Here is a 24,578-nt window from a genome sequence, read left to right as displayed (position 1 = left end):
AGTTATTGATTTAGCACATCTTTTACAATCTGGAGCATTTTCTTGTTATTGAGCTGAGTGCGGAAATGGACGTTGTAGCCCTGCGCGGAGAGGTTCTTGAAAAAGACCTCTGCACATTTGATTTTTGCTGCTTCTACACCACGAAGAGTTGATTTATTCTCAACGTCTTTGGTTTCAACTACGATGTTAAGTTCTTTATCTCCGTTGGCTTTCTTGACAACATACATGAAGTCAGGGCTATATGTTCCACCGGCAATCGTTGGTATAGCAATACTACTCCGAGGTATTTTGCCATAGACAATAACTTCGGCTATTCCGGAAAGACCTCCGTCAATATCGGATTCGATGTCTTCAAGTTCAAGAGGGGAATCGTATGCTTTCGCATCATACAAATATTTGTCTGCAGCATCTCCTTCCTTCACCTTGATTCCTATTCGACCCTGAGCGATTTCTTCTCTGACGCTCCCGTCGGCATATGTGAGTGCCGTGGCCCCCGTTGAGCCATCGGTTTTCTTATATCTGAAACGCCCTTGTAAGGTCTCAATCTTCCAATCGGTGAATGATTGAACAAGTGCACCTATAGCCTGTTCATTGAAATGCGAATCCTTTATCTTTCCTGACTTTTTAGTATAGCGACAAATTGCACTATGTATCTTTTCAAGAGAAATATTTGTAACATCCGACACTCGTTTCAAGAACACACCATATGGTAATGCTTGATTAATGGTATATTGGACACCACTGCCTGAATTAGATGACATATGATTACCATCACTAACAACGATGTCTCTACGGCTGGCGACCACTCTATCAGTAAAGATATTTCCTGTTTCAAGTATCGTATCAAGAGCTTTGTCAATTTCGATATTGAGTTCAGGCTCATACCATATAGTATATCGCTGGTTGAGCTTCTCCCATAGTTCTCTCAACTCTTCAAACCTAGCCTTCCTGATTTTGACAGGATGATTGGGCTTACTGTTGCGATCTCTTACTTTTCCGCTTTCAAGTCCGGACTTGAATAATGGGTATTCCTCAAAAAACGAAGACTTATTTTCGGGAATAATATTATATTTAAGATCTACATATTTCTTAGTCAATAATTCAACAAATAGAATGGTTGCATCGGTTCCCATTTTTTGCGCAACCTGTTGAATAATTTCCAAAGAGAGTGTAACTGATTCCGGAATCTCTCTGTTTATCTGCTCAACGAGTTTCTTCGCAAAATCAGCTTCTGTAAAATCTACAATATAATTTAATGTAAATTCCTCATTGGAAATGCGGTTACCACACTCATCAACAGGAAGACGCAGACCGCGACCTACTTCTTGTAGTTTGGAAATATCACTTCCACTTGAACGTAGTTTCGCAATTGTGAATACATTGGGGTTATCCCAGCCCTCCTTTAGAGTCCATTTTGAAAATAGAAACCTTCTAAGCATTGGATTACCGTCTTTATCCACAAACGAAAGCAATTGTTTTTTTCCGTTAAGGATATCATTAACCTCCTCGGCAATACTTTCATCCGAAGAACTATTATCTTGAGCAAAATATCCGGCGTGGCAAGCTCTGATATTTTTCAGACTTGCCTCCAAATATTCACGATATTCGTTTTCTTGGTCAGATAGTTTGCCTATAGTGTCTCTAAGTTTCTCTTTGAGCAATCGTTCAAAGGCTTCGAGTATATATGGTCTTTTCCCATCTTCACTTTTCCTATATGACGTTATATCATCAATAAAGAACAATGCAAGAGTTTTAATCTTAAAGGTCCGACCCGAAAAATTATGACGTTCTGTCTCAAAATGCCTCTCCAAGGCAAGACGTATCATTTGTTCCTGATAGGAATTCATGAATACATCCACGTCCATTTCCTCTCCGACAGTTTTAATTTGTCCGTTGGAAAGCTCGATGGAGTTTTTATCAATAGTCTGGATGGTTAGTCCGGTTAGTTCATCTGCTATCTGAGAAAGCGAATCACCTACACGGAGCTGGAAACTCCTTGTCGGCGCGTCTTCCTGCTTGTGTTGAAATGTAGCTGAATCGTTTTTAGTTACCGACATCAACTTGATTTTCTCATTTTTTTGTGAAGTGGGCTCAAAATGTTCTTTAGCAACCCCTTTAATCAGCCCTTGATTGAACGACTGACAAGCGTTAAGGTCATAAAGAAGATTCTGGTAATCCTTGATTATCTTCTTATTCTTTCCTTTGCCGATGGAGACTTCGGGGAATGTAGCACCAAATCTGATGATACATTGTGGGGCAATCTCCTTTTGGATAATGCCGAAAGCTTTCTGCTCTCTCGAAAATTTGTGAGGTTCATCAATGATTACAAACGGGCGTGTAGCTTTAAGCGCATTATACGGACGATAAAAGCCTTCCACAACATTGCCATAATCATCTCTGCTTAGGATATAGTTCTTCGCATCTTTCAGTAGTTGCATGTTTACTAAAAGAACGAAAATTTTCCTGGTGTCTTGACATGACCCTTTGACGAATTCACTTACAGCAGCAGGGAAATATTGTCTTCCCTTCTTTTTCTTCTTGGGAGGTTCAAGCGTAAGAAGGTCAATTTCTGCGTCATATCCACAAACATCCCGGAAATGACGCTTTACATATTCATCCTCCATAAACTGTCTTGCGCCTGCTTTGATTGGCAATGTAGGCACAGCTACAATGAATTTATTGATTCCATAGCGTTTATGGAGTTCAAACATAGTCTGAACATAGACATAAGTCTTCCCGGTGCCGGTTTCCATCTTAATATCAAGATTTAGACATGTAGGTTCATGAGTATATCCTCCATACTCATGCGGAATCTTGTTTACACCTTGTATATTTCGGATGTTATCACCGACACCATCCTTGAAAATGGTTATTTCAGGATTGGAATAGTAATGCACAGGCGACTTAATCCATGTATCCTTGAATACATCGGCTACCGCATCTACCGCCTTTTGCTGATGAGGTAAAGAGGATTGAAGTATCAGTTCCATGTCAATATCTAATTTCGAAATTGATACGAAGATTCTTCTCTCCGGCTTGTACGGTCTGTAGGCTGTCTTTCAGGCTCTGCAACTCATTCCAACCGAAGGAATAGCCATAGATTACAACATTCTGCGGATTGAATGATGCTTCCGTTTGATACTTGTCAAGGAGTATAGCTACTGCGTCATCAGTTAAATCATGGTTGATAAGATAGAGATGCTTGTCGATATAATATGCCGTATAACCGCCAAGATCTAAAGAGTGGTAATCAGAAGTCAGACCATAACCATCCCTTTCCAGCCATGTTGTAAGTATGGTAGGAACACCAAATTCATCCATCAGGGTATTGTCACCGAATGCAGTATGCTTATCGAAATTGATGATTTTTTCCAATGCAACTCTAGATGGTTCCTTCAACATAAAATGACGGAATCCGAGGTCTCCATGGAAAAGAGGATTCTCTGCTGCGATTTTTTTTGCAGCACACCTTATACGATCAATACCTATCGCATCTATAGTTTGATAACCAGCTTTGAATGCTTCAGAATCTTCATTGCAAGCCTCTTCAGCCTGAACTATTATGTATTTATTATAACTGTCGCCTTTTTGATTGATCCGAAGTATTGCATCAGCTGATGTACTACTGCCGCCAAAAAAATCTAAAAAATAGCCACCCTGTAAATCTACAAAAGACAGTAAGTGCATAATTAATGTAGTACATTTGGGATTTTTAAATATTTGGGTTATATTGGGAAACAAGTCCCTCAATTCATTCGCTCCCGAACGTCCATCGAAATTATATACACTTGAAAACTTGTCTTCGTACTCATCGGCATACACTTTTATCTCTACGAGTTTAGTCTCATCCTCTCCAAAAATAATTTTCCCATTTTCAATAAGTCTTTGCATAGATGTCTCTGGGAAACGATAACCTCGTAAAGGTTCCGCACAGGGTTTTCCGGTTACAGGATGTATGATATCGTAGTGATAGCCCTCTTTGCCTGGGTTATGGACACTTCTACTTCCAGTATATATTCCGTTTTCATCAATAAACTTGTAATCTTCAAAAGGGCCTAGCTGAGACTTATGATCTCTATACCATGCTTTCCAAATTTGTTGAAGGTCTTCCCCTGAATATGATTGGACTAATTCTCTTCCTTTTCTGAGTAAAAGGTCTTTAATTTCACTGTCTTTAGACTTCCAAATTGGACTTAACGATGCTCTGTTCTTGCAGTAACATACTATATATTCATGTTCTACAGCAATATTTGTGGGATTATTATCTGTGGCATTTTTCCAAATTATCTGTCCTACAAGATTCTCCTCTCCAAAAACGTCATCACATAACAGCTTAAGATTTCCTTGCTCGTTATCATCAATCGAGATGAAAATTATGCCGTCTTTGCTAAGGATGTCGCGGGCAAGGAGCAGTCTAGGCAACATAAACATCAGCCATGCTGAATGTGAGGCCGAGCCTCGAAGAGTAAGGTCAAGAATGCGTTGAGCCTTGTCTAATGAAATACTGAGTTTTGTGGATAATTCTTCTGCGGTAAAATTGAAACTGTCATTATACACAAATCCATCAGAACCTGTGTTGTATGGAGGGTCTATATAGATGCACTTTACCTGTCCTGCATACGATTTCAGAAGATGTTTCAGCGCATCAAGATTATCGCCGCTTATATAGATATTCTTGCTTCCCTTGTTTTCGGGCAAAGAGTTATGCGCTTCATCCGGCATTATTACCGTTGTGGTGTCAAGAGATGCTAACATTCGGGCATAGTTCTTGCCAAGAAATCGCAATTCGTATCCCTCATCAGTTACTTCTACCTTGTCTTTCAGATACTCTTGAAATCTGACAATATCGAAACTTCCATCTTCCTTGAAACAAGCTGGAAAATGTTCTCTCAGTATTTCAAGCTCGTTAGAGCCGGGTGTTACAGAATTATTTTTATCAATTATATCTTTAATCATCAGATTTCAATTTTAGTATTCAATAGATTATCAACACTGACTTCCAATAACTTGGCAATTTTAACTAAAGTCTGCAAATCTGGCTGAGAACTATTCGTACACCATTTTGATACGGTTGATGGATTCACATTTAATTGCTCACATAACCATTTATTTGTCCGTTTCTTTTCTGCTAAAACTACTTTTAATCGGTTTATATCAGTTTCCATGTCGATAAAATTTGTTATCCACTCGCAAATTTAGTGAAAGTTCCGCACATGACAAAGAAACCGAGTGCGTTTCATCATATTTTGCCGCATAATGTAGGCAGAATAGGCGATTATTCTTATTGATATTCGAGACAATCAGTTGTGAATCGTTATGATTGGTGCCATTAATAAGGGCTATTTCGGCCTCAATAGGCAATCATAATTTAAAGAAAATACATCTGGTAAGTTGCTTAAAGATAGTTGGGTATTGTTATGGGTGGTTATGATTTGATTATGATTGAGGGTATGGATGGAGTCAGTATTGAATCACCATTGGTTTTTGCTATTCTTTTGCAGAACGCTTCGATATTGAGGCGCAACGCAAATATCTGTTATAATGGTCGAAAGAACCACTATCAAATTCGAGGATATGCCCAAAGCTCTGGCATATCTGATTGAGAAAGTAGAAGAGCTTGACCGCAAACTTGAATCGCTCGGCGATACTTCGTCATCCGGCAAGGATGTATGGATGAGTATTCATGATTTGTGCGAATATCTTCCGACGCGTCCGGCTACGCAGACTGTCTATGGATGGACGAGCGCGCATCTCATCCCTTTCCACAAGAAAGGGAAGCGCATCATGTTTCTGAAATCGGAGGTTGACAAATGGCTGATTGGAGAACAGCTCAAATCAATCCGTGAAATCGAGGCTGATGCCGCAGCCTTCTGCGCCGGCAGAAAGGAGCATAAACTATGACTGGCATGAATGACCCACTCGGCAGCTTCATCGCCGAAGTGGAGAGCGGAGCCGGACTGCAGGAACCTGATGCGGCAGCAGTGCGCTACGAGAGGTTATGCACCGAGGTGCAGCTTGACATCGACAAGGAGGTGCCACCGCCGCCGGTCGCCATTTATATAGGCGATTCACCAGCCTGCACCTTCGGCAATTTCAGTGCCTCAATCGGCAAGCCCAAAGGTAAAAAGACCTTCAATGTGTCGGCGATGACCGCAGCTGCCATGACTAACAGTACAATCCTGAATTATCGCGGCAATATGCCGTCTGACCAGAACGGTATCCTATACTTTGATACTGAGCAGAGTAAATATCATGCCTTTCGTGTATTCAAGCGTATCGCGCGATTGACCCACAGGAGCAACGCGGAAATCAAGCAGCGCATAAAATATTACGCTCTCCGTAAAAATTCTGTGGAAGACCGCATCGGCATGATTGACCATAAGATTCGGAACACCCCGGCTGTCGGACTGGTAATCATTGACGGCATCCGTGACCTGATGCTTGATATCAACAATCCCCGTGAAGCGACTCTTATAGTCAATTATCTGATGAAGTGGACGGAAGAATACAATCTTCATATCCATACCGTTATACACCAGAACAAAAGCGATGAGAACGCACGCGGACACATCGGAACCGAAATCAATAATAAGTCAGAAACCGTTCTTCGTGTCGAGAAGGACAAGAACGATGATGCCATCAGTACCGTCGAGGCAGTCTATATCCGAGATATTTCTTTCCCTTCGTTTGCCTTTCGTATTAACACCGAGGCTTTGCCCGAACTCATCAAGGACTATGTGCCGACGCCCGAAGCCAAAGGCAACGAGGCCTGGGACCCGTACCACGACATAACCGAGGATACCCACCGCAGTGCTCTTGACTCGGCATTTCCCAATCCAGAAACATTGCTTCGGCATGGCGAACTCATGGATGCGCTCCGTGACGCATACGCCGACGAGGATATTGAACTAAGCGACTACAAGCTCAAGATTCTGATAACGTTTCTGCGGAACAAACGGATGATTGAGCAGGTGGACAAGGGCAAGAAGAAGGGCAATCCGTACCGCTACCTTCAGGACTTTTACTATTGAAAAAGTTAGTTGGATGAAGCGGGTCTATATATATACGACACCTCACCCAACCAAAATTCGGCTTACTATGATTAATGATTACCGATACCGGCTTGACAACTCCCGTCCACGCATTAAGGTGACATGTCCGGCTTGTGGACGGTCGAGGAAACTAGTGCGCTATGTTAACACACAGACCGGACTGTTCCTTGCCGATCATGTGGGCAAATGTGACCGTATATTCAAATGCGGATATCACTACACACCATCCGACTATTTCCGTGACCATCCATGGCTGAATGATATTACATCCCATCGGCCTGTGAGTTTGCACATCATCAATGAACAGCTCTCCCAACCGTCATTCATAGAGCGAAGCTGGATGGTTGAATCCATGAATCGCAGTCAGTCTTCGTCTCTGTTCCGATTTCTCAGCTCACTGTGGGGTAATGACGAAACCATGCGGCTGTTCCGATTATATAATGTCGGTGCCACCTCCCGGATGAACGATGCAGCGGTATTCTGGCAAGTGGATATTAACGGATGTATCCGCACAGGAAAGATAATGCGATACGGCAACAACGGACACCGCATAAAGGAAGATGGACTGGTAAACCTCATGTGGGCGCACCGTATGAAATCAATGGTTGACAATCCCGAAGACTTCAACCTTGTGCAATGTTTCTTCGGCGAGCATCTGCTTTCCGTCTGTCCCGATTCAAAAGTCTTGATAGTGGAATCCGAGAAGTCAGCGGTAATCGCCTCTCACTATTATCCGCAGTACCTTTGGCTGGCGAGTGGCGGATGTTGCGGATGCCTCAATCAGACGGCTTCGCAGGCATTGAAAGGCAGGGAAGTGTGGCTCGTTCCCGACCTTGACGCCGAAGACCGATGGCGTGACAAATTGACAATGCTTCGCACAATAACTCCGACTGTCGGGATTGTGACTGCCATATCCGATATGGCAACACCGGAGCAGCGAGCCGCCAAACTCGACATCGCCGACTTCCTCTTGGATGCGGCAAGCCGGAATAACCCCATTGCAGGAGCTGCCGACGGAGCCGGTCAGCTTGCTGAATGAAGGGAGGATTTTAGCAATAAAATTCAGTAGCTTATTATGGCATTTTTATCCGATGTCTCCGACCTCTCCCGAAAAAGCCATCATTCATCGAGCCTCCTCCCGGCTCTCTTTTGCGACTGATACGGAATTTTATCATAACCAATTTAATTCAAGATTCAATGACTACACAATATGCAGTGTGCCACCTGGAGCGTGGCGCAGGCAACGATGCGGGAATGTCCTGCCACATCGAGCGCAAGACAGCCGACGGTAAACCGCACATCCCCGACAACGCTGACGAGAGCAGAACACACCTCAACCGTGAGCTTATCGCCTTTCCTGACGGCGTTCACAACCGCACTCAGGCGATTCAGCGCCGTATTGAGACTGCCGGTCTTCAAAGGAAAGTCGGCAAGAACCAGACCCGTGCCATCCGTGTGCTTCTCACCGGCACGCATGAGCAGATGATGGTTCTTGCAAACACCGGTCGCCTCGATGACTGGTGCCTGGCCAATATCAAATGGCTGCATGACACCTTCGGCAAGGATAATATTGTGTCATGTGTGCTCCACATGGACGAGAAGACTCCCCACTTTCATGCAACGGTGGTTCCCATTATAACGGCACCACGCACACGCCGTAAGCGCGAAGGTGAACAGAAGTATAAGGAGAAAGCTCCGGCACCGAGGCTATGCTCCAATGAGTTGATGACACGTGGCAAACTCCGGCAATATCAGGATACATATGCGCAGGCGATGGTCGGATTCGGATTGAAGCGCGGTGTTGTAGCGAGTGGTGCCAAACATCAGACGCAACAGCAATATAACCGTCAACAGTCGCTCGAATTGCAGGCGGACATTGAAAGGCTGAACGCCGAGATTGAGAGACTTGCCGCCGAAAAGGAGAAGGTTGAGAAAGGCGCGAAGGACGGCAAGAACCGAATTTTGTCGTGGCTCGGAACTGGAGAGTTGCCTAAACTTGAAAAGGAAGTCGCTGACAAGGACAGACAGATTGCCGGATTACAAAAGCAACTGACCGATATGCAGAAGCGTTACGACAGTCTGAAAGCTGATTCGCTCCGTGAACACAACTCCTACCAAAAGGAAATCGATGCAGTAACCAAACGGGTTGCCGAATGGGAGGCCTGTTATAATGCCGAACGCAATCGGACGAAAGAACTGCACCGCTTGGCATATCCCGAACGATACCGTCTTTCATCTGGAGCAGAACTTGTCAGCGGCTGGTTTCCAAACCGCATGTATCCCAGTCTGTCAATCACGACGCTTTTTCACGGCAACGAGTTCAAGAACACCGCTTATAATCTGCCCCAGAATCTTCTTGACAAGTACGACAGCGGCGTGATAACTCTTCATGAATTGGTAAACGAACTGTTTGAGCCGTGGGAGCAGGTTGACGAATCACAGCATAGCCTCCTTGCCATCGCTCTTCAGACCGCCGCCGGAGGAATCCAGACACTGCAAGTCGGCACGGGCGCAGGCGGCTCATCTTCCGAATTACCTTGGAATGATAACGACAAAGATAGATACCGAAGACCGAAATCCAAAACCATGAGATAGCTTTTCAAACTCTCAGAATCTTCTCATCAATCTCGACAGCATGGGCGCCACGAGTGTTGCGAAGCGTCTTTTTAATTGATGAGAGTTCCGTATTGGCAAACCATTCGCCGAAAGTAGCTTTGACAAATGATGCTGTGGTGTTGCCATCAATGGTATATTGGAACGCGATGTTCCATGCAAAATTCTTCAAAGAGGCTTGAGTCACTTCAAGCTTCTTTGATATTTTCATGGCGACCACATTGAGTACATCCTTATGGCAGACAAAGTATCTTACGCAATCCAGAATCTGAGCGACTTCAGTTTGAGAAAAATTCAAGCGCATAAATGTCTCCTTAGTATATGAGAGTATTTTGTCAAGCTTCTCAGCATCCTCTCGGACCAGTTGTTCCCTTACTATGCTCGTTTCTGCAACATAATGGTCGTGGAACCGGACTGCATCTTTGTAATCCGAATCTTTAACTATGACTTTAGGCTCGACATTTTTGAGTGCTTCTTCGACCGCTTCCTGCTGCTTGCGCGTAATCAAATCACTATGAACCTTATCAAAAGCATTGACTATACGCTCACTGATTCTATTACATCCTGCGTAGAATAGCTTCCAGACTGCAAAATAGGCAGGAACGAGCAATAGGCTCCATTGCAACCCCAAATCAAATTTGGTACAGGTTCCCCAGGCCATTGTCGTAGATAGGGTAATGTTTACCCCGGTGATGATTCCAGGAGTTATTTTTGGGAGAGTTCTCGATATCATTTTCTTTATTTTTCTACAAAATTAGAAAATCCATAGAAAACGATAAAGAAATCGGGGTATAAACTCCTTATTTTTAGGCTTTTTTATCTATATAAATATAGCCCCATTTCTATAAATATTGTTACTCAATATCATTGAAATTCAAGTCAAGACTGATGGCGTTTGCAGCTTCATCTTTCAGTTTATCAACGACTTTTGCGTATATCTGAGTTGTACGGACATTAGTGTGGCCTAACATCTTGCTGACGGTGTAAAGGTCTGTTCCACCAGCAATTTGAAGCGTAGCAAAGGTATGACGGAAGCAATGAAAGGTGACTCTTCGCTTGATTCCGGCAGCCTCAATCCATCTCTTCAAAGGACGTGATACCCATGAAGGATCAGGCAAATCTTCGAATACAAGCCTGTCGACATCTCCCGGTGTACCACATAATTGATATGCTTGTTCTGAAATAGGCTGATATTCGACTCCCTTCGTTTTCTGTTGAGTGAAGTTCAGACGGTATTGATCTCCCACCTTTTGAATGTCGCCCCAATGAAGTTTCTGAATATCACAATGGCGTAACCCGGTCAATGCCGCAAACAATGCCGCACGCTTGATGATTGGCTTATCGCAGGGAGTTTTTGCCAATGTGTTGAGTTCGGCGATGGTCAGGAACTCACGACGGCTTTCTTCCTCTGCGATTCCTTTTGCTTTAGCCGAGAGGTCAACAGAGATATAACCATCAATAAATGCCTGCTTCAACGCCGCCTTAAAGATTGAGAAATATGTCGCAGCCGAGTTTTGTGACAACGTCCCCTTCTTTCCACCTCCTTGTGGAGCTGTCAGAAGAAAGTTCTTGAAATCGTTTATCAGCTTGGTGTCAATCCTGCCGAATGGTATTATTCCGTCTTTAGAAAAGATTTTCAACAATTCGCCCATTCGTTTCCAGTTTATGAGGATTGATGCCGAGCTATTTTTATGCCGCTCGATAGTGATCTTCTTCACATAGTCAATGAAATTGGCATTGGCTTTTTCCTGTAATTCAGCTTGAGCTGCATCCTGGTCGGAGTACAGTGCAGCCGTGTCATATTCCTTCTGACGGATTTGTCGTACCTTATCGGCATAGATGCACGATTCCTGATCTATCTGGGATTTACACATGATAACGCCATTGATATCACGTTTCGGTTGAAAACCTCCCCGAGTAGGTCTTTTCTTATCCCATATCGGTGTCGTTATGATACGTTTGACATATTCACGTACTCGTTTAGGAGTTTCATTCTCCTTCTCATAGACTGGGTATGCCTCGACATAGAGATACCATTCATTCCGAATTTCACTCTTTCGCAGTTTTACGGACACTGTTGTATGCTGGAGTTTCTTTTTCATTTCTCGGACTTGAAGATTTTGTCAATGTCAAACTTCGGTACATATACAAAACGGCCTATCTGACGCATAGGGATACTATGCCTTCTCAGATTGCTGTATACCGTCGACTCGCTGATTCTATATTTCTTTGAAACCTCTCCGATTGTATAACAATCTTCCGGCTCTAATGAATATAGTCGTTTCTTTGGAGTCTCTTCCAAAGGATTCTTTCTTATATCTAATAAGCCCTCGATGTCTGCGATATCAATGAGAGTCATCCTGTCACCCGGATTGTGATCTTTTATTTTTCCTTGACGAATCCACCTATAAAGAGTTGGACGTGAAATTTGATAACGGCTGCACACCTGTACCACTGTGAGCAAAGCATTACCCTCTGATTCAGCTAAGATAGCCTGACGCTCCATTTCTCTTTTCTCAGCCCGCTTTTTGTTACGATATGTCTCATTGGAACACTTCTTTGAGCAGTGAACCGAATCAACATTCTTAGCGAGGAATGGTTTTCCGCATACAATGCAGTGTCTCATTATTTTAGCTTTACTTTCGGGCATAGAGCATATCTGTTATTGTATCACTTAATCTTCAAATTTGTAACGTAAGTATACTTCGTCTTCACATTTCTGTAATGGTACAAATTTGATGCAAATATAAGCTAAAAATCCGTAGAAAACAAGTATTCAGAGAAAAAAGCGTAAATAAAAACAGAGTGTAACTTATTGTGTTACACTCCGTTTTGTTATCGTTGATTCGGTGTCTTATTTCACTTCCTCAAACTCTACGTCGTCGACCTGGCCGTTGCCCGAGTTGGGGTTGCTGCCGGGCTGGGGACCGTAGTTGGCACCTGCACCGGGGGCACCTGCGCCGCCGGCTGCCTGCTGGGCGTTGAGGATTTCCTGCTGGATGGCTCCGAAGGTGTTCTGGATCGAAGTGATGGCACTGTCGATACCGGCAAGATCCTGAGCCTTGTGGGCTTCCTTGAGCTTGTTGAGGTCGTTCTCGATTGCAGCCTTCTTGTCGGCGGGAATCTTGTCGCCCAGTTCCTGAATCTGCTTCTCGGTCTGGAAGATTACGGTGTCGGCGTGGTTGAGCTTGTCAATCTTTTCCTTCTCCTTGGCGTCGGCTGCGGCGTTGGCTTCAGCCTCTTTCTTCATGCGCTCGATCTCGGCGTCGGTAAGACCGCTCGATGCCTCGATGCGTATGCTCTGCTCCTTGCCTGTGGCCTTGTCTTTGGCCGATACGTTGAGGATGCCGTTGGCGTCGACCTCAAATGTAACTTCGATCTGAGGTATGCCGCGGGGTGCGGGTGCGATGCCGTCGAGGTGGAATTTGCCGAGGGTCTTGTCATCCTTAGCCATGGGGCGTTCGCCCTGGAGCACGTGGATTTCGACTGAAGGCTGGTTGTCGGCTGCTGTCGAGAATGTCTCGCTCTTGCGGGTAGGGATTGTGGTGTTGGCCTCAATCATCTTGGTCATCACGCCTCCGAGGGTCTCGATGCCGATTGACAGGGGCACTACGTCGAGAAGGAGCACATCCTTGACGTCGCCTGAGAGCACACCGCCCTGGATGGCTGCGCCTACGGCTACAACCTCGTCGGGGTTAACGCCCTTGGAGGGTGCTTTGCCGAAGAATTTCTCCACTACCTGCTGGATGGCGGGGATACGGGTCGAGCCGCCCACGAGGATTACCTCGTCAATGTCCTTGGGTGTCATGCCGGCGTCCTTGAGGGCCTGTTCGCAAGGCTTGATAGTAGCCTGGATGAGCTTGTCGGCAAGCTGCTCGAACTGAGCGCGGGTGAGAGTTCTCACGAGGTGCTTGGGACCTGTGGCGGTGGCGGTGATGTAGGGGAGGTTGATTTCGGTCGAGGTGGTCGACGAGAGTTCTATCTTGGCTTTCTCGGCAGCCTCTTTGAGACGCTGGAGTGCCATGGGGTCCTGACGGAGATCGATGCCTTCCTCTTTCTTGAACTCGTCGGCGAGCCAGTCGATGATTACGTGGTCGAAGTCATCGCCACCGAGGTGGGTGTCGCCGTTGGTCGACTTAACCTCGAAGACGCCGTCGCCAAGTTCGAGGATTGAGATATCAAATGTACCGCCGCCAAGGTCGAAGACTGCGATTTTCTGATCCTTGTCGCTCTTGTCGAGGCCATAGGCCAGGGCTGCTGCGGTAGGCTCGTTGACGATACGCTTTACTGTCAGACCTGCGATTTCGCCGGCCTCCTTGGTGGCCTGACGCTGAGCGTCGTTGAAGTAGGCGGGCACGGTGATGACAGCCTCGGTCACCGACTGTCCGAGATAGTCCTCGGCGGTCTTCTTCATCTTCTGAAGAATCATGGCTGAAATCTCCTGGGGTGTATATTCACGTCCGTCGATGTCGACGCGGGGTGTGTTGTTGGCTCCACAGACTACCTTGTAGGGTACACGCTCTACCTCCTTGGCCACCTGGTCGCATGATTCGCCCATGAAACGCTTGATGGAGTTGATGGTACGTTTGGGGTTGGTGATGGCCTGACGTTTGGCGGGGTCACCTACCTTGCGCTCGCCGCCGTCGACGAATGCTACGATAGAGGGTGTGGTGTTGCGACCTTCGCTGTTAGGAATTACGACGGGGTCGTTGCCTTCGAGTACTGATACACATGAGTTGGTTGTACCGAGGTCTATACCGATAATTTTTCCCATAGTTGATAGTGTTTTATTTATTTGTTTCTTTTTTATTTTTTCTGTCTATGCTTGTGGCGGCAGGCTATGCGGCCTCAAGACGTTCACTAATGAAACAAATACCGTGCCAAAAATGTTGAACACCCCTCTGAAGTACTTATATTAAAGAATCACAAAATAAAAATTCGGCCAAATGGTGACATTATGGCCGAATTGTGCTGACAAAAATGACGTGTCGTGACGTCAGTGAGGATGTTTTTTCTTAGAGTAGTTCGATGCCGGCGGCCGCACATTCTTTGATTTGTTGCTCGGGCCATATCGATGCCTGGACCTCGCCGATGTGGGCTTTGTGGAGGAGAAACATGCAGAGTCGGCTCTGACCGATGCCGCCTCCGATGGTGTAGGGGAGCTCGCCGTCGAGGAGCATGCGGTGGAATGTGAGCGATGCTTTTTCGGGACAACCGCGCAGTTCAAGCTGGTGGCGCAGCGACTCGGGGCTCACGCGTATGCCCATCGAGGAGATTTCAAAGGGGATGTCGAGCACATGGTTCCAGAGGAGGATGTCGCCGTTGAGTCCGGCATATCCTGCTTCGTTGATTGTGCTCCAGTCGTCATAGTCGGGTGCGCGGCCGTCGTGTGGCTTGCCGTCGCAGAGGTCGCCTCCGATGCCGATGAGAAATATGGCTCCGTATTTTCGCGTGGCTTCGGTCTCTCGTTCTTTGGGTGTGAGGTCGGGGTATTGGCGCGCGAGGTCTTCAGCATATATAAAGGTGATTTCTTGGGGAAGAGTGGGGGTGATGTGGGGGAAGCGTTCATACACGAGATGCTCCACCTTGCGCAGAGAGTCGTATATCTTCTTTACCGTGTCCTTGAGATAGGAAATGTTGCGATCCTCCTCGCGTATTGTCTTTTCCCAGTCCCATTGGTCGACGTAGAGCGAATGGAGGTTGTCGAGGTCCTCGAAGGTGCGTATGGCGTTCATGTCGGTATAGAGTCCGTAGCCGGGGGGTATGCCGTAGGCTCCGAGTTTGTAACGTTTCCATTTGGCGAGCGAGTGCACCACTTCGGCCTTGCGCGAGTCCATTGCGTCGATGGTGAACGACACGGCGTGCTCCACACCGTTGAGATCGTCGTTGAGACCTGTGCCGGTGAGCAGGAAGAGCGGGGCTGTGACGCGACGCAGGTTAAGTTCCTGGGCCAGTGTGGCCTGAAACGTGTCTTTGATCATCTTGATGGCTACTTCGGTGGTCTCGGGGAGGAGTTTGCGTCTATATTTTCGGGGGATGATGAGTGACATGCTGTTGGTGGATTTTTTAAATGTATTGTAAGAGTTTTTTTGTTTGATTACGTTGCAAATGTACGATGCATTTTTGGATTGTGCAAACATTTTGTCAAAAATATTTTAAAATTAATGGCAAAATGATAATATTTTCGATATAGAGGCGTCAAAATGAGCAGGAGATTATAAGTGGCGGGTATGGATTTGATAAAATAAAGTGGCGGGGAGTTATGGTAGATTCGACGAAAAAGGTTAAATTTGCAGTAATATGAATAGTGACTACGACTATACTTACGATTTGCACAAGGCTGTAGCAGCTTTGCGCTCGGGAGGTGTGATAGCCTATCCTACCGACACGGTGTGGGGCATAGGCTGTGACGCCACGTGCAGCGAGGCTGTGAAAAAGGTCTTCGAGATAAAGCATCGTGCCGATTCCAAAGCTCTGATTACACTTGTGGCCGATGAGGATATGCTTGCCGGTCATATAGCCGACGGCGCAGGCCGGTGTGGCATTGAGTATGTCAGGGCGAGCGACAGACCGGTCACGGTGGTCTATCCGGGTGGCCGTGACGTGGCTCCCGAGCTGCTTGCCGCCGACGGCAGCATCGGCATACGTATAGTCCGCGACGGATTTGCCTCAGACCTCTGTCGGGCTCTCGGTGGCCCGATAGTGTCGACATCGGCCAATATCAGCGGCGAGCCGGCTCCGGCAGTGTATGGCTCGATTGAGCCCGCGTTGCTCGACAGGCTTGATTATGTGGCCCTGACAGGCCGTGACAATGCCGCGCCGTCGCGTCCGTCGAAGGTGGTAAAGATAACGGATACAGGAGACATCATCATACTTCGTGACTAATGCAGGAGGGCCGAATACGCATATGCCATGTCGTGACCGACTATGTCGCTACTCTTGTCGGAGTGGTGATATTCAACGTGTTGCGCTTTGCGATAGTGTCCGATATAGCCCTGCGCCATCACAGTCTGCTACAGTTTTTGCTGTCACATGGCGTTGTGTTGTCGATGTTGTTGTTTCCGCCGTTCATGCTGCTGGTGTATTATCTTACCGGCTATTATATAAAGGTCTATAACAAGTCGCGCATTACCGAGCTGGTCAGGACTTTTGTCGGAGTGGCCATAGGGTCGATGGCATTCTTTCTCGTGGTGTTGCTCAACGATGTATTGCCGCGAAGAGTGTTCAACTACGAGATATTGCTGATGTTTGGCGGAGTGCTGTTAGTGTGTGTTTATGTGACACGTGTCAGTCTCACCACACATTTTCTGCATCAACAGCGCAGGCCGGGAGGCGCGCGCAACGCTGTTGTGGTCGGTGATGCGGACGATATAGCCCGACGTATTGACCGGTTGCGGGCCGTGGCGTCGCAGCACGGACTTGTAATCCGTGCCGTGGCCGACATCTCAGATGGCAGTCGTCGTCAGGAGATTGACGGGGTGGATATGACGGCTATGGACGATGTTGAATCATTGTTTAAGACAGGCCAACTGTCATGTGTGCTGCTTGTGGCTGACACTTTGTCAGCCGACAAGGCTCTGGCGGTCATCAACCGGCTCTTTTCGCTTGGCGTGCCGCTCTATGTCTCCCCCGACCTTAAGGCATTGATTATGGGGACGGTGCGTTATGAATCGATATTGGCCGAGCCGCTCGTCGACATATCGCGGTGTGAGCTCTCCGACAGCGTTGTGGCCATAAAGCGTTTTACTGACATAATTATATCGTCAGTAGGGCTTGCGGTCTCACTCCCTGTCATGGCGGTGCTGGCGGTAGTGATAAAAAAGCAGTCACCAGGAGCTGTGTTCTATTCCCAGGAGCGGGTCGGCTATCGAAAACGGCCGTTCAGGCTGTATAAACTCCGTTCGATGTGTGACCATGCCGAGCCCGACGGACACCCCATGCTCTCCTCGCCCGCCGACAGCCGCATCACGCCGATAGGGCGTGTGATGAGAAAATATCGTCTTGACGAGTTGCCCAACCTGTGGAATGTACTGAAAGGCGACATGTCGATAGTAGGCCCTCGTCCCGAACGCCGCTATTACATCGACCGCATCATAGAGCGTGCACCCCACTACACGCTCGTGCACCAGGTGAGACCGGGGCTCACATCGTGGGGCATGGTCAAGTATGGCTATGCGAGTGACGTGGACGGCATGGTGGAGCGGCTCAGGTATGACATGCTCTATCTTCAGAACATGTCGCTGTCGCTTGACATGAGGATTATTTACTATACGCTCTTCACCGTGCTGCGCGGCGAGGGGAAATAATATATTATATTGAGAGATTATGCATATGGTGTTTCAACATATTGGACGTATGGGCGATGCCTTTGAGGCTGCTTTCATGAGACTGCTGGTGTGGCGCGAGCGTCATATCAAGGAAAAAACATTTGTGATAATACTCGCCCTGGCTGTCGGCATACTCGGCGGAATGGCCGCACTGGTGCTCAAATGGCTCATTCACACCATCTCGGGCTTTCTGACGGCCGACATGTCCATCTCGGAGGGCAATTATCTCTATCTGCTCTATCCGCTGGCGGGCATCGTCATCACGAGCCTCTATGTGAAATATGTGGTGCGCGACAACATCTCGCATGGTGTGACGCGTGTGCTCTACTCGCTGTCGCAAAACAAGTCGAGGCTCAAGAAACACAACATGTACACTTCGGTCATCGCCTCGTCCATCACCATCGGCTTCGGCGGTTCGGTTGGAGCCGAGGGCCCTATAGTGTATACAGGCGCGGCCATAGGCAGCAACCTCGGACGTGTGTTCAGGATGTCGCCCCGCATCCTCATGATACTTGTGGGGTGTGGAGCCGCCGCGGGTATCGCCGGCATATTCAAGGCTCCGATTGCGGGCATGCTTTTCACCCTCGAGGTGTTGATGATTGACCTTACCACGGTGTCGGTGATGCCTCTGCTCATCGCTTCGATTACGGCTGCAACGGTGGCATATGTGTTTACGGGTTATGACGTGGAGTTTTTCTTCATACAGAGCGAGCCGTTTCAGACATGGAAGATACCCTATGTCATAATCATGGGCGTATTTCTCGGTTTTGTGTCGCTCTATTTCACCCGCACCATGAATATGATGGAGAAACTGTTTCGCCGTCTGCACACTCCGTGGAAGAAAGCGGCTGTCGGAGGCACACTGCTCGCGCTGCTCGTGTTTCTGTTTCCGCCGCTTTATGGCGAGGGTTACGGTTCCATCACCCATCTGCTCGGCGATGATGCCTCGACTATTGTCAACAACTCGATATTCTATGCCGACCGCACCAATGTGTGGTGGATACTGGCCTTTATCGGCGCGCTCGTGTTGATGAAATCGTTTGCCACCTCGGCCACCAACGGCGGCGGTGGCGTGGGCGGTACGTTTGCACCCTCGCTCTTTGTGGGGTGCATGTCGGGCTATTTCTTTGCCTACGCGCTCAATATAATGTTTGGCCTCGACCTGCCTACGCGCAATTTTGCCCTCATGGGCATGGCCGGAGTGATGTCGGGTGTGATGCATGCACCGCTGATGGGCATCTTCCTCACAGCCGAGCTGACCGGAGGCTACGAACTGTTTCTGCCGCTGCTCATGGCTTCGACCATTTCATACGGCACCATCAAGATGTTTGAGCCTTACAGCATCTACACCATGCGACTGGCGCGTGAAGGCAAACTATTGACCCACCATAAGGACCGTGCGGTGCTGACTCTGCTCAAGATGGGCAATGTCATAGAGACCGACTTTGTGTCGGTGCGCCCCGAAATGAATCTCAAGGAGATGGTCGATGCCATATCGCGCTCCTCGCGCAACCTTTTCCCGGTGATAGATGCCGGCGGCAAACTTCTGGGCGTGGTGCTTCTTGACGAGATACGCAACATCATGTTTCGCCCCGACCTGTATAAGCGGATGTATGTCAATCAGTTCATGTCGATACCCCCGGGCCGTGTATGCGAAGGCCAGAGCATGGAGGAGGTGATGAAAATGTTTGACGACACATCAGCATGGAATCTTCCTGTGGTCGATGCTGACGGCCGTTACGTGGGGTTTGTGTCAAAATCCAAGATATTCAACTCCTATCGCCGCGTGCTACGCCACTATTCCGAGGACTGACACGGAGACTGTCAACTCTCTCTTATCGCAGACATTGCCTGAGGCAGAAGCGGGCGGGCGGGGTCGAGGAGTATGACCGACGGGTCTTTGGAGAGCCAGAGCAATTGCTTTTTGGCATAGACGCGTGTGTTTTTGGCTATGCGCGGGATTGCCGTTTCGCGAGGCATTGTGCCGTCCATCATGGCAAACAGTTCTTTATAGCCGACGGTGTTGAGCGAGTTGAGGTGTCGCAGCGGATACACGCGTGCCGCCTCCTGCTCCAGTCCGGCCTCGATCATGGCGTCGACGCGACGGTTGATGCGGTCGAAAAGTGCCTCGCGGCTATGGTTTATAGCCATTTTTATCACTCTGAAAGGTCTCTTTTTCGACTCTCCGCTACGCAGTGACGAGTAGGGCACTCCGGCCTGGAGTGAAATCTCTATGGCATGCACGAGACGTCGGTGATTGTTGAGGTCGCAGTCTGTGAGATAATCTGGGTCGAGGGTGCGGAGGGTGTCGATGAGTGCGGGGATACCACCTTTATTATATATATCGAGAGCCTTGTCGCGTATCTCGGCCGAAATGGTCGGGAGCGGGTCGATGCCTTTGGTCACAGCGTCGATATACATCATCGAGCCGCCACACATCACGGCATAGTCGCGTGTGGCCCATATCATGTCGAGTGTGGCGAGGGCTTCCTCCTCATACATGGCCGCGCTGTAATATTCTTCAAGCCCGAGAGTCTCTACGAAGTGATGGCGCACGCGTGCAAGTTGTTCGGGCGAGGGGACGGCTGTACCGATCGGTATGCCGCGAAAAATTTGCCGAGAGTCGGCCGACACTATTTCAGTGTCGAGGCTCTCGGCAATATCTATTGCAAGGTCGGTCTTGCCGCTTCCGGTAGGACCGGTGACTATGACAAGTGTTTTCATGCCTTGGCGGCTGTCAGACGGGCTATGGCCACGATGACTTCGGTGGCTTTTTCCATTGATGGAATGGGCACGAACTCATAACGTCCGTGGAAGTTGAGGCCGCCGGCAAAGATGTTGGGGCAGGGGAGACCCTTGAACGAGAGCTGTGCTCCGTCGGTGCCGCCGCGGATGGGCTGCACTTTGGGGGTGACGCCCGACTCTTTCATGGCCTCGACGGCTATGTCGATGATGTGCATCACGGGCTCGATTTTCTCGCGCATGTTGTAATACTGGTCCTTCAGCTCGATTGACGCACAGCCGGGAAACTCGTGGTTGATTTTGCGTGTGAGGTGCTCCAGCTCTTTCTTGCGACGCTCGAAGCGGTCGCGGTCGTGGTCGCGGATGATGTAGGTGAGCACGGTCTGCTCTACCGATCCTTCGATCGACACGAGGTGATAGAATCCTTCGTAGCCTTCGGTGTGCTCGGGGGTCTCCCAGCGGGGGAGCATGATGATAAACTGGTTGGCTACACGTATGGAGTTGAGCATCTTGTGCTTGGCATATCCGGGGTGGACGTTGCATCCCTTGAATGTCACCTTGGCCACGGCGGCGTTGAAATTCTCATATTCCAGCTCGCCGATGGCTCCGCCGTCCATTGTGTAGGCCCACTCGGCACCAAACAGGTCGACGTCAAACTTGTGTGCGCCCTGGCCTATCTCCTCATCGGGATTGAAGGCTATGCGTATGTCGCCGTGCTTGATTTCGGGGTGCTGCTGAAGATATTCTACCGCCGTGATGATTTCGGCTATGCCGGCTTTGTCGTCAGCTCCGAGCAGAGTGTTTCCGTCGGTCACAATGAGATCCTGGCCCTTGTAGTCGAGCAGCTCGGGAAACTGGGTGGGGGAGAGTATGATGCCGTCGGCCTGGTTGAGCGTGATGTCGTTGCCGTCATAGTCCTTGACTATGCGGGGGCTGACGTGGTGGCCGCTCATGTCGGGCGATGTGTCGAGATGGGCTATGAATCCGATGGTGGGCACCTCTGCGTCGGTGTTGCCGGGGAGGGTGGCCATGAGGTAGCCGTTTTCGTCGAGCGAGATGTCTTTAAGCCCCATCGACCGGAGTTCTTTTTCAAGATGTTGGGCAAATATCATCTGGCCCGGGGTCGAGGGTGTCATATTGGTGAGTTCGTCACTTTGCGTGTCAAACTTGACGTATTGCAGAAATCTGTCTACTACTGTCATGATATGAGATTTGCGTTGTTGTTTTAGTGTGGTGCAAAAGTAGTGAATTGTCGGGCAATATGCAACTTTTTTATACCTTGCCGGCTGTGGGGTGAGTGAAATAATTTTTCAGCGTGAGGGCTGAAATTTCCGGTGGCGTATGCACCGCGAGAAGAGCCGGACGGTCGGTGACGGCGAGCATGGCCTGCATTGATTCGGCAAGTGATTCGTCCGAGTCGGCTTCGAAGAAGGCTATGCCGTAGCCGTTACACAGGTCGCGCAGCGGCAGCCGGGTGCCAACGGCAAAATATCGCTCTGTCTCGGGTAGTGAGGATGTGGCCGGTATGAATCTGAATATGCCGCCACCGCCGTTGCATATGACTATCATTTTGAAGCGGGGTGTCATGAGGGTCGAAGACAGGGCTGCGAGGTCATATTGAAAGCTCATGTCGCCTGAAATCAGGAGTGTACTATCCAGATAGTACACCGATGCGCCCAGTGCTGTCGATGTGCATCCGTCGATGCCGCTGACCCCGCGGTTACACTCGCTGCGGTGTATGCGCGGGTGGTTCAGCAGTTGGGCGTAGCGTATGGGAGTGCCGTTTGACAGGTGGAGGTTACATCTGCGCGGTAGCCGGGCAAATATGCCGGCCATTGCTTTGAGATCGCTCCATGGAGCTGCGGCCACATAGGCGTCATGGAGTCTGCGCGCGCGGTCTGCGACTTCGTGCCATAGGGCGGCATATTGCGATGCCGCTCTGTGAGGTTGCAACGCGGCGGCCATCTGACCCATGAATACCGTGGCATCCATGTCGATGCGCCGGCTCAGATGTTTGAAGCAGTCGATGGTGGTGTGGCTTATGCCTACGTGCCAGTGGTCGAGCTCGGGGATGTTTCTGAGCCAGTCTTTGATGTGGCGCGACACGATGGCTCCCCCGAGGGTTATCACTGTGTCGGGACGCATGCTTTCGCGCTCTCCGTCTGTGAGACGGCAGAGAGTCGAGTCGATGCGGTCGATGAATTTTGGCGAGTGCATGTTGGAAATGCTCTCGGTCATCACGGCTACATTGGGCAGTGAGGCAAGTCGCGTGAGGGCGCGGTTGAGCTTCTCGTCAGGTTGATGAAATCCAGCTATTATGAGCACCTTGCGGGGCGATGCCAGCGACATGGCCAGGGCGCGGGCCTCGCTCACAGGGAGCTGTGCGACCGGCGAAATCATTGTCACCACGCGTGCCGACCCTCTGTCATATTCCGACAATGTGTGGAGCGGCGCGTCAAGGCGCACGTTGATGTGCACCGGACCGGGACGTCCGTTGACACACTCGAGCAACACATCGTTGATCATGCGGTCGGTCCACCACGGACCGTTGGGAAAATCTATTCTGGCCGAGATGTCACAACTGCGCTTCACATAGGGGGCGAGAGCGTCCTGCTGCCATATGGTCTGCGAGTCGTCCTGGTCAATCCATTCCTCGGGACGGTCGGCCGAAATTACAACGAGGGGGATGTGTCTGTAAAACGCCTCGGCCACAGCCGGGGCATAGTTGAGCAGTGCGGTGCCGCTCGTGCACACGAGAGCCACCGGCTCGCCCGTCTGGATGCTCATGCCGAGGGCTATGAACGAGGCCGAACGTTCGTCGATGACCACGTGACACTCCATCTCCTGGCGTCGGCTCAGTGCGAGTATCAGAGGTGTGTTGCGACTGCCGGGCGACAACACGGCGCGACGCACGCCGTGGGCCGTGAGCAGGTCGGCAAGCAGATTGCATGACAGGTGGGAAGTGGATTGCATATGGGAGAATATTTTCATGCAAAATTAACACTTTCCCGCTCAATTTCGTTAATTTTGTAGCATCAAATAGTTTCCGACATGATTATCGCTTCACAGAAACACAAAGAGAACATCGCCGAATATCTGTTGTATATGTGGCAGATAGAGGATATAATACGTGCCAACAATCTTGATATAGACCGCATAACGGCCAGTGTCATTGACCGCTTTCAGCTCACCGATGCCCAACGCAAGGAGATGGTGGAGTGGTATGAGTCGCTTATCGACATGATGCGTCGCGAGGGTGTCGAAAAGACCGGCCACCTTCAGCTCAATAAAAATGTCATCATCCAGCTCACCGACCTGCATCTGGCTCTGCTCAAAGACCCGCGTTTCCCGGAATATACCGCTGAGTTTTACAAGACCCTGCCTTATATCGTCGAACTTCGCGCCAAGGCCGGTGACACACCTGTCGGTGAGATTGAGACTTGTTTCAACGCTCTTTACGGCATGCTGATGTTGCGTCTGCAGGGTAAGGAGATTACTCCCGACACCCTCGACGCCGTGGCTCAGATTTCAAAATTTCTTGCCCTTCTGGCCAAGGACTACAACCTCGACCGCGAAGACAAGCTCTTCAAGGATGAGGAGTGATTTTTAAGTATAGAGGGTTTAAGTTTAGAGTTTAAAGTTTAAAGTAACGTGAGTTCGATATAAGAGTTCAGTTATCCAATAATAAAACAATCAGCCATTTAGTATAAAACTAAATGGCTGATTTTCTTGGTATTCTCGCGAAAAATTCGTAAATTTATAGTGTCCAATTATAACATTTACAAATATTTTACCGCTATGATTACCGAGAACAAAATTACTGAAATTTTCTGTCTTGCCGATG

Annotated in this window: 19 protein-coding genes; 8 read left to right on the top strand and 11 right to left on the bottom strand. The window is 48.7% G+C overall.

All coding sequences use genetic code 11. From position 1 onward, the window contains the following. Positions 1 to 2: 2 nt before the first annotated feature. From QGT73_RS10305 to QGT73_RS10295, 3 genes are read right to left on the bottom strand one after another with little or no spacing between them, the layout of a single operon-like run. Positions 3 to 2,990, bottom strand: coding sequence for a type III restriction-modification system endonuclease (locus QGT73_RS10305; protein ID WP_280122387.1), 2,988 nt, complete (start codon positions 2,988 to 2,990; stop codon positions 3 to 5). 1 nt (position 2,991) lies between these two features. Beyond that, on the bottom strand, positions 2,992 to 4,956 hold the full coding sequence (locus QGT73_RS10300; protein WP_280122386.1) for a site-specific DNA-methyltransferase: 1,965 nt from the start codon (positions 4,954 to 4,956) through the stop codon (positions 2,992 to 2,994). Beyond that, complete coding sequence (locus QGT73_RS10295; RefSeq protein ID WP_280122385.1) at positions 4,956 to 5,165, bottom strand: helix-turn-helix transcriptional regulator; 210 nt, start codon at positions 5,163 to 5,165, stop codon at positions 4,956 to 4,958. Before QGT73_RS10295 ends, QGT73_RS10300 begins: the two co-directional genes overlap by 1 nt. A gap of 376 nt (positions 5,166 to 5,541) precedes the next feature. On the opposite strand from QGT73_RS10295, the gene QGT73_RS10290 reads away from it, so the two are divergent. The 4 genes from QGT73_RS10290 to mobV all read left to right on the top strand — a co-directional run bounded on the left by QGT73_RS10290 (position 5,542) and on the right by mobV (position 9,647). Beyond that, the gene (locus QGT73_RS10290; RefSeq protein ID WP_280122384.1) at positions 5,542 to 5,901 is read left to right on the top strand and encodes a helix-turn-helix domain-containing protein; all 360 of its coding nucleotides are present in this window, start codon (positions 5,542 to 5,544) and stop codon (positions 5,899 to 5,901) included. Positions 5,902 to 5,906: 5 nt separating this feature from the next. Next, positions 5,907 to 7,031 (top strand): AAA family ATPase, encoded by a 1,125-nt coding sequence (locus tag QGT73_RS10285; protein WP_280122383.1) that lies wholly within the window; start codon positions 5,907 to 5,909, stop codon positions 7,029 to 7,031. Between the two features lie 67 nt (positions 7,032 to 7,098). Then, complete coding sequence (locus QGT73_RS10280; RefSeq protein ID WP_280122382.1) at positions 7,099 to 8,091, top strand: DUF6371 domain-containing protein; 993 nt, start codon at positions 7,099 to 7,101, stop codon at positions 8,089 to 8,091. A gap of 158 nt (positions 8,092 to 8,249) precedes the next feature. Next, on the top strand, positions 8,250 to 9,647 hold the full coding sequence (gene mobV, locus QGT73_RS10275; RefSeq protein WP_280122381.1) for a MobV family relaxase: 1,398 nt from the start codon (positions 8,250 to 8,252) through the stop codon (positions 9,645 to 9,647). Between the two features lie 4 nt (positions 9,648 to 9,651). Here the strand turns inward: mobV and QGT73_RS10270 are convergent, their stop codons facing one another. From QGT73_RS10270 to asnA, 5 genes are all read right to left on the bottom strand, one after another. Beyond that, positions 9,652 to 10,326, bottom strand: a complete 675-nt coding sequence (locus QGT73_RS10270) for a hypothetical protein (protein ID WP_280122380.1) — start codon at positions 10,324 to 10,326, stop codon at positions 9,652 to 9,654. A gap of 193 nt (positions 10,327 to 10,519) precedes the next feature. Then, a complete protein-coding gene (locus QGT73_RS10265; protein ID WP_280122379.1) occupies positions 10,520 to 11,767 on the bottom strand; it encodes a tyrosine-type recombinase/integrase in 1,248 nt (415 codons plus the stop codon). Beyond that, positions 11,764 to 12,315 carry a DUF2116 family Zn-ribbon domain-containing protein gene (locus QGT73_RS10260; RefSeq protein WP_280122378.1) on the bottom strand — a complete coding sequence of 184 codons (552 nt, stop codon included), beginning with the start codon at positions 12,313 to 12,315 and terminating at the stop codon, positions 11,764 to 11,766. The genes QGT73_RS10265 and QGT73_RS10260 overlap by 4 nt, the downstream gene beginning before the upstream one ends. Positions 12,316 to 12,519: 204 nt before the next feature. Beyond that, a complete protein-coding gene (gene dnaK / locus QGT73_RS10255; protein ID WP_280122377.1) occupies positions 12,520 to 14,439 on the bottom strand; it encodes a molecular chaperone DnaK in 1,920 nt (639 codons plus the stop codon). 241 nt (positions 14,440 to 14,680) lie between these two features. Continuing rightward, positions 14,681 to 15,715: an aspartate--ammonia ligase gene (asnA, locus tag QGT73_RS10250; protein WP_280122376.1), complete on the bottom strand. Its 1,035-nt coding sequence runs from the start codon at positions 15,713 to 15,715 to the stop codon at positions 14,681 to 14,683. Positions 15,716 to 15,965: 250 nt separating this feature from the next. Between asnA and QGT73_RS10245 the strand changes: the two genes are divergently transcribed. Genes QGT73_RS10245 through QGT73_RS10235 form a run of 3 tightly spaced genes read left to right on the top strand, consistent with a single transcriptional unit; the run spans position 15,966 to position 19,805 of the window. Continuing rightward, complete coding sequence (locus tag QGT73_RS10245) at positions 15,966 to 16,550, top strand: L-threonylcarbamoyladenylate synthase (protein WP_280122375.1); 585 nt, start codon at positions 15,966 to 15,968, stop codon at positions 16,548 to 16,550. After that, the gene (locus QGT73_RS10240; protein ID WP_280122374.1) at positions 16,550 to 17,971 is read left to right on the top strand and encodes a sugar transferase; all 1,422 of its coding nucleotides are present in this window, start codon (positions 16,550 to 16,552) and stop codon (positions 17,969 to 17,971) included. Before QGT73_RS10245 ends, QGT73_RS10240 begins: the two co-directional genes overlap by 1 nt. A gap of 49 nt (positions 17,972 to 18,020) precedes the next feature. Next, positions 18,021 to 19,805, top strand: a complete 1,785-nt coding sequence (locus QGT73_RS10235) for a chloride channel protein (protein ID WP_280122373.1) — start codon at positions 18,021 to 18,023, stop codon at positions 19,803 to 19,805. An 11-nt stretch (positions 19,806 to 19,816) separates the two neighbouring features. Here QGT73_RS10235 and miaA read toward each other — a convergent pair whose 3' ends face one another. From miaA to menD, 3 genes are all read right to left on the bottom strand, one after another. After that, positions 19,817 to 20,716: a tRNA (adenosine(37)-N6)-dimethylallyltransferase MiaA gene (miaA, locus tag QGT73_RS10230; protein ID WP_280122372.1), complete on the bottom strand. Its 900-nt coding sequence runs from the start codon at positions 20,714 to 20,716 to the stop codon at positions 19,817 to 19,819. Beyond that, entirely contained in the window at positions 20,713 to 21,936 is a 1,224-nt protein-coding gene (gene pepT, locus QGT73_RS10225) for a peptidase T (RefSeq protein ID WP_280122371.1), read from the bottom strand. The genes miaA and pepT overlap by 4 nt, the downstream gene beginning before the upstream one ends. 70 nt (positions 21,937 to 22,006) lie before the next feature. Continuing rightward, entirely contained in the window at positions 22,007 to 23,707 is a 1,701-nt protein-coding gene (menD, locus tag QGT73_RS10220) for a 2-succinyl-5-enolpyruvyl-6-hydroxy-3-cyclohexene-1-carboxylic-acid synthase (RefSeq protein WP_280122370.1), read from the bottom strand. A gap of 78 nt (positions 23,708 to 23,785) precedes the next feature. On the opposite strand from menD, the gene QGT73_RS10215 reads away from it, so the two are divergent. Continuing rightward, entirely contained in the window at positions 23,786 to 24,337 is a 552-nt protein-coding gene (locus QGT73_RS10215) for a DUF4924 family protein (RefSeq protein ID WP_280122369.1), read from the top strand. Positions 24,338 to 24,578: the final 241 nt, after the last annotated feature.

This window comes from Duncaniella muricolitica (assembly GCF_910574735.1).
Taxonomy (GTDB): domain Bacteria; phylum Bacteroidota; class Bacteroidia; order Bacteroidales; family Muribaculaceae; genus Duncaniella; species Duncaniella muricolitica.
The sequence above is the reverse complement of the archived record's forward strand: the minus strand, read 5'-3'. Positions and strand labels throughout refer to the sequence as shown.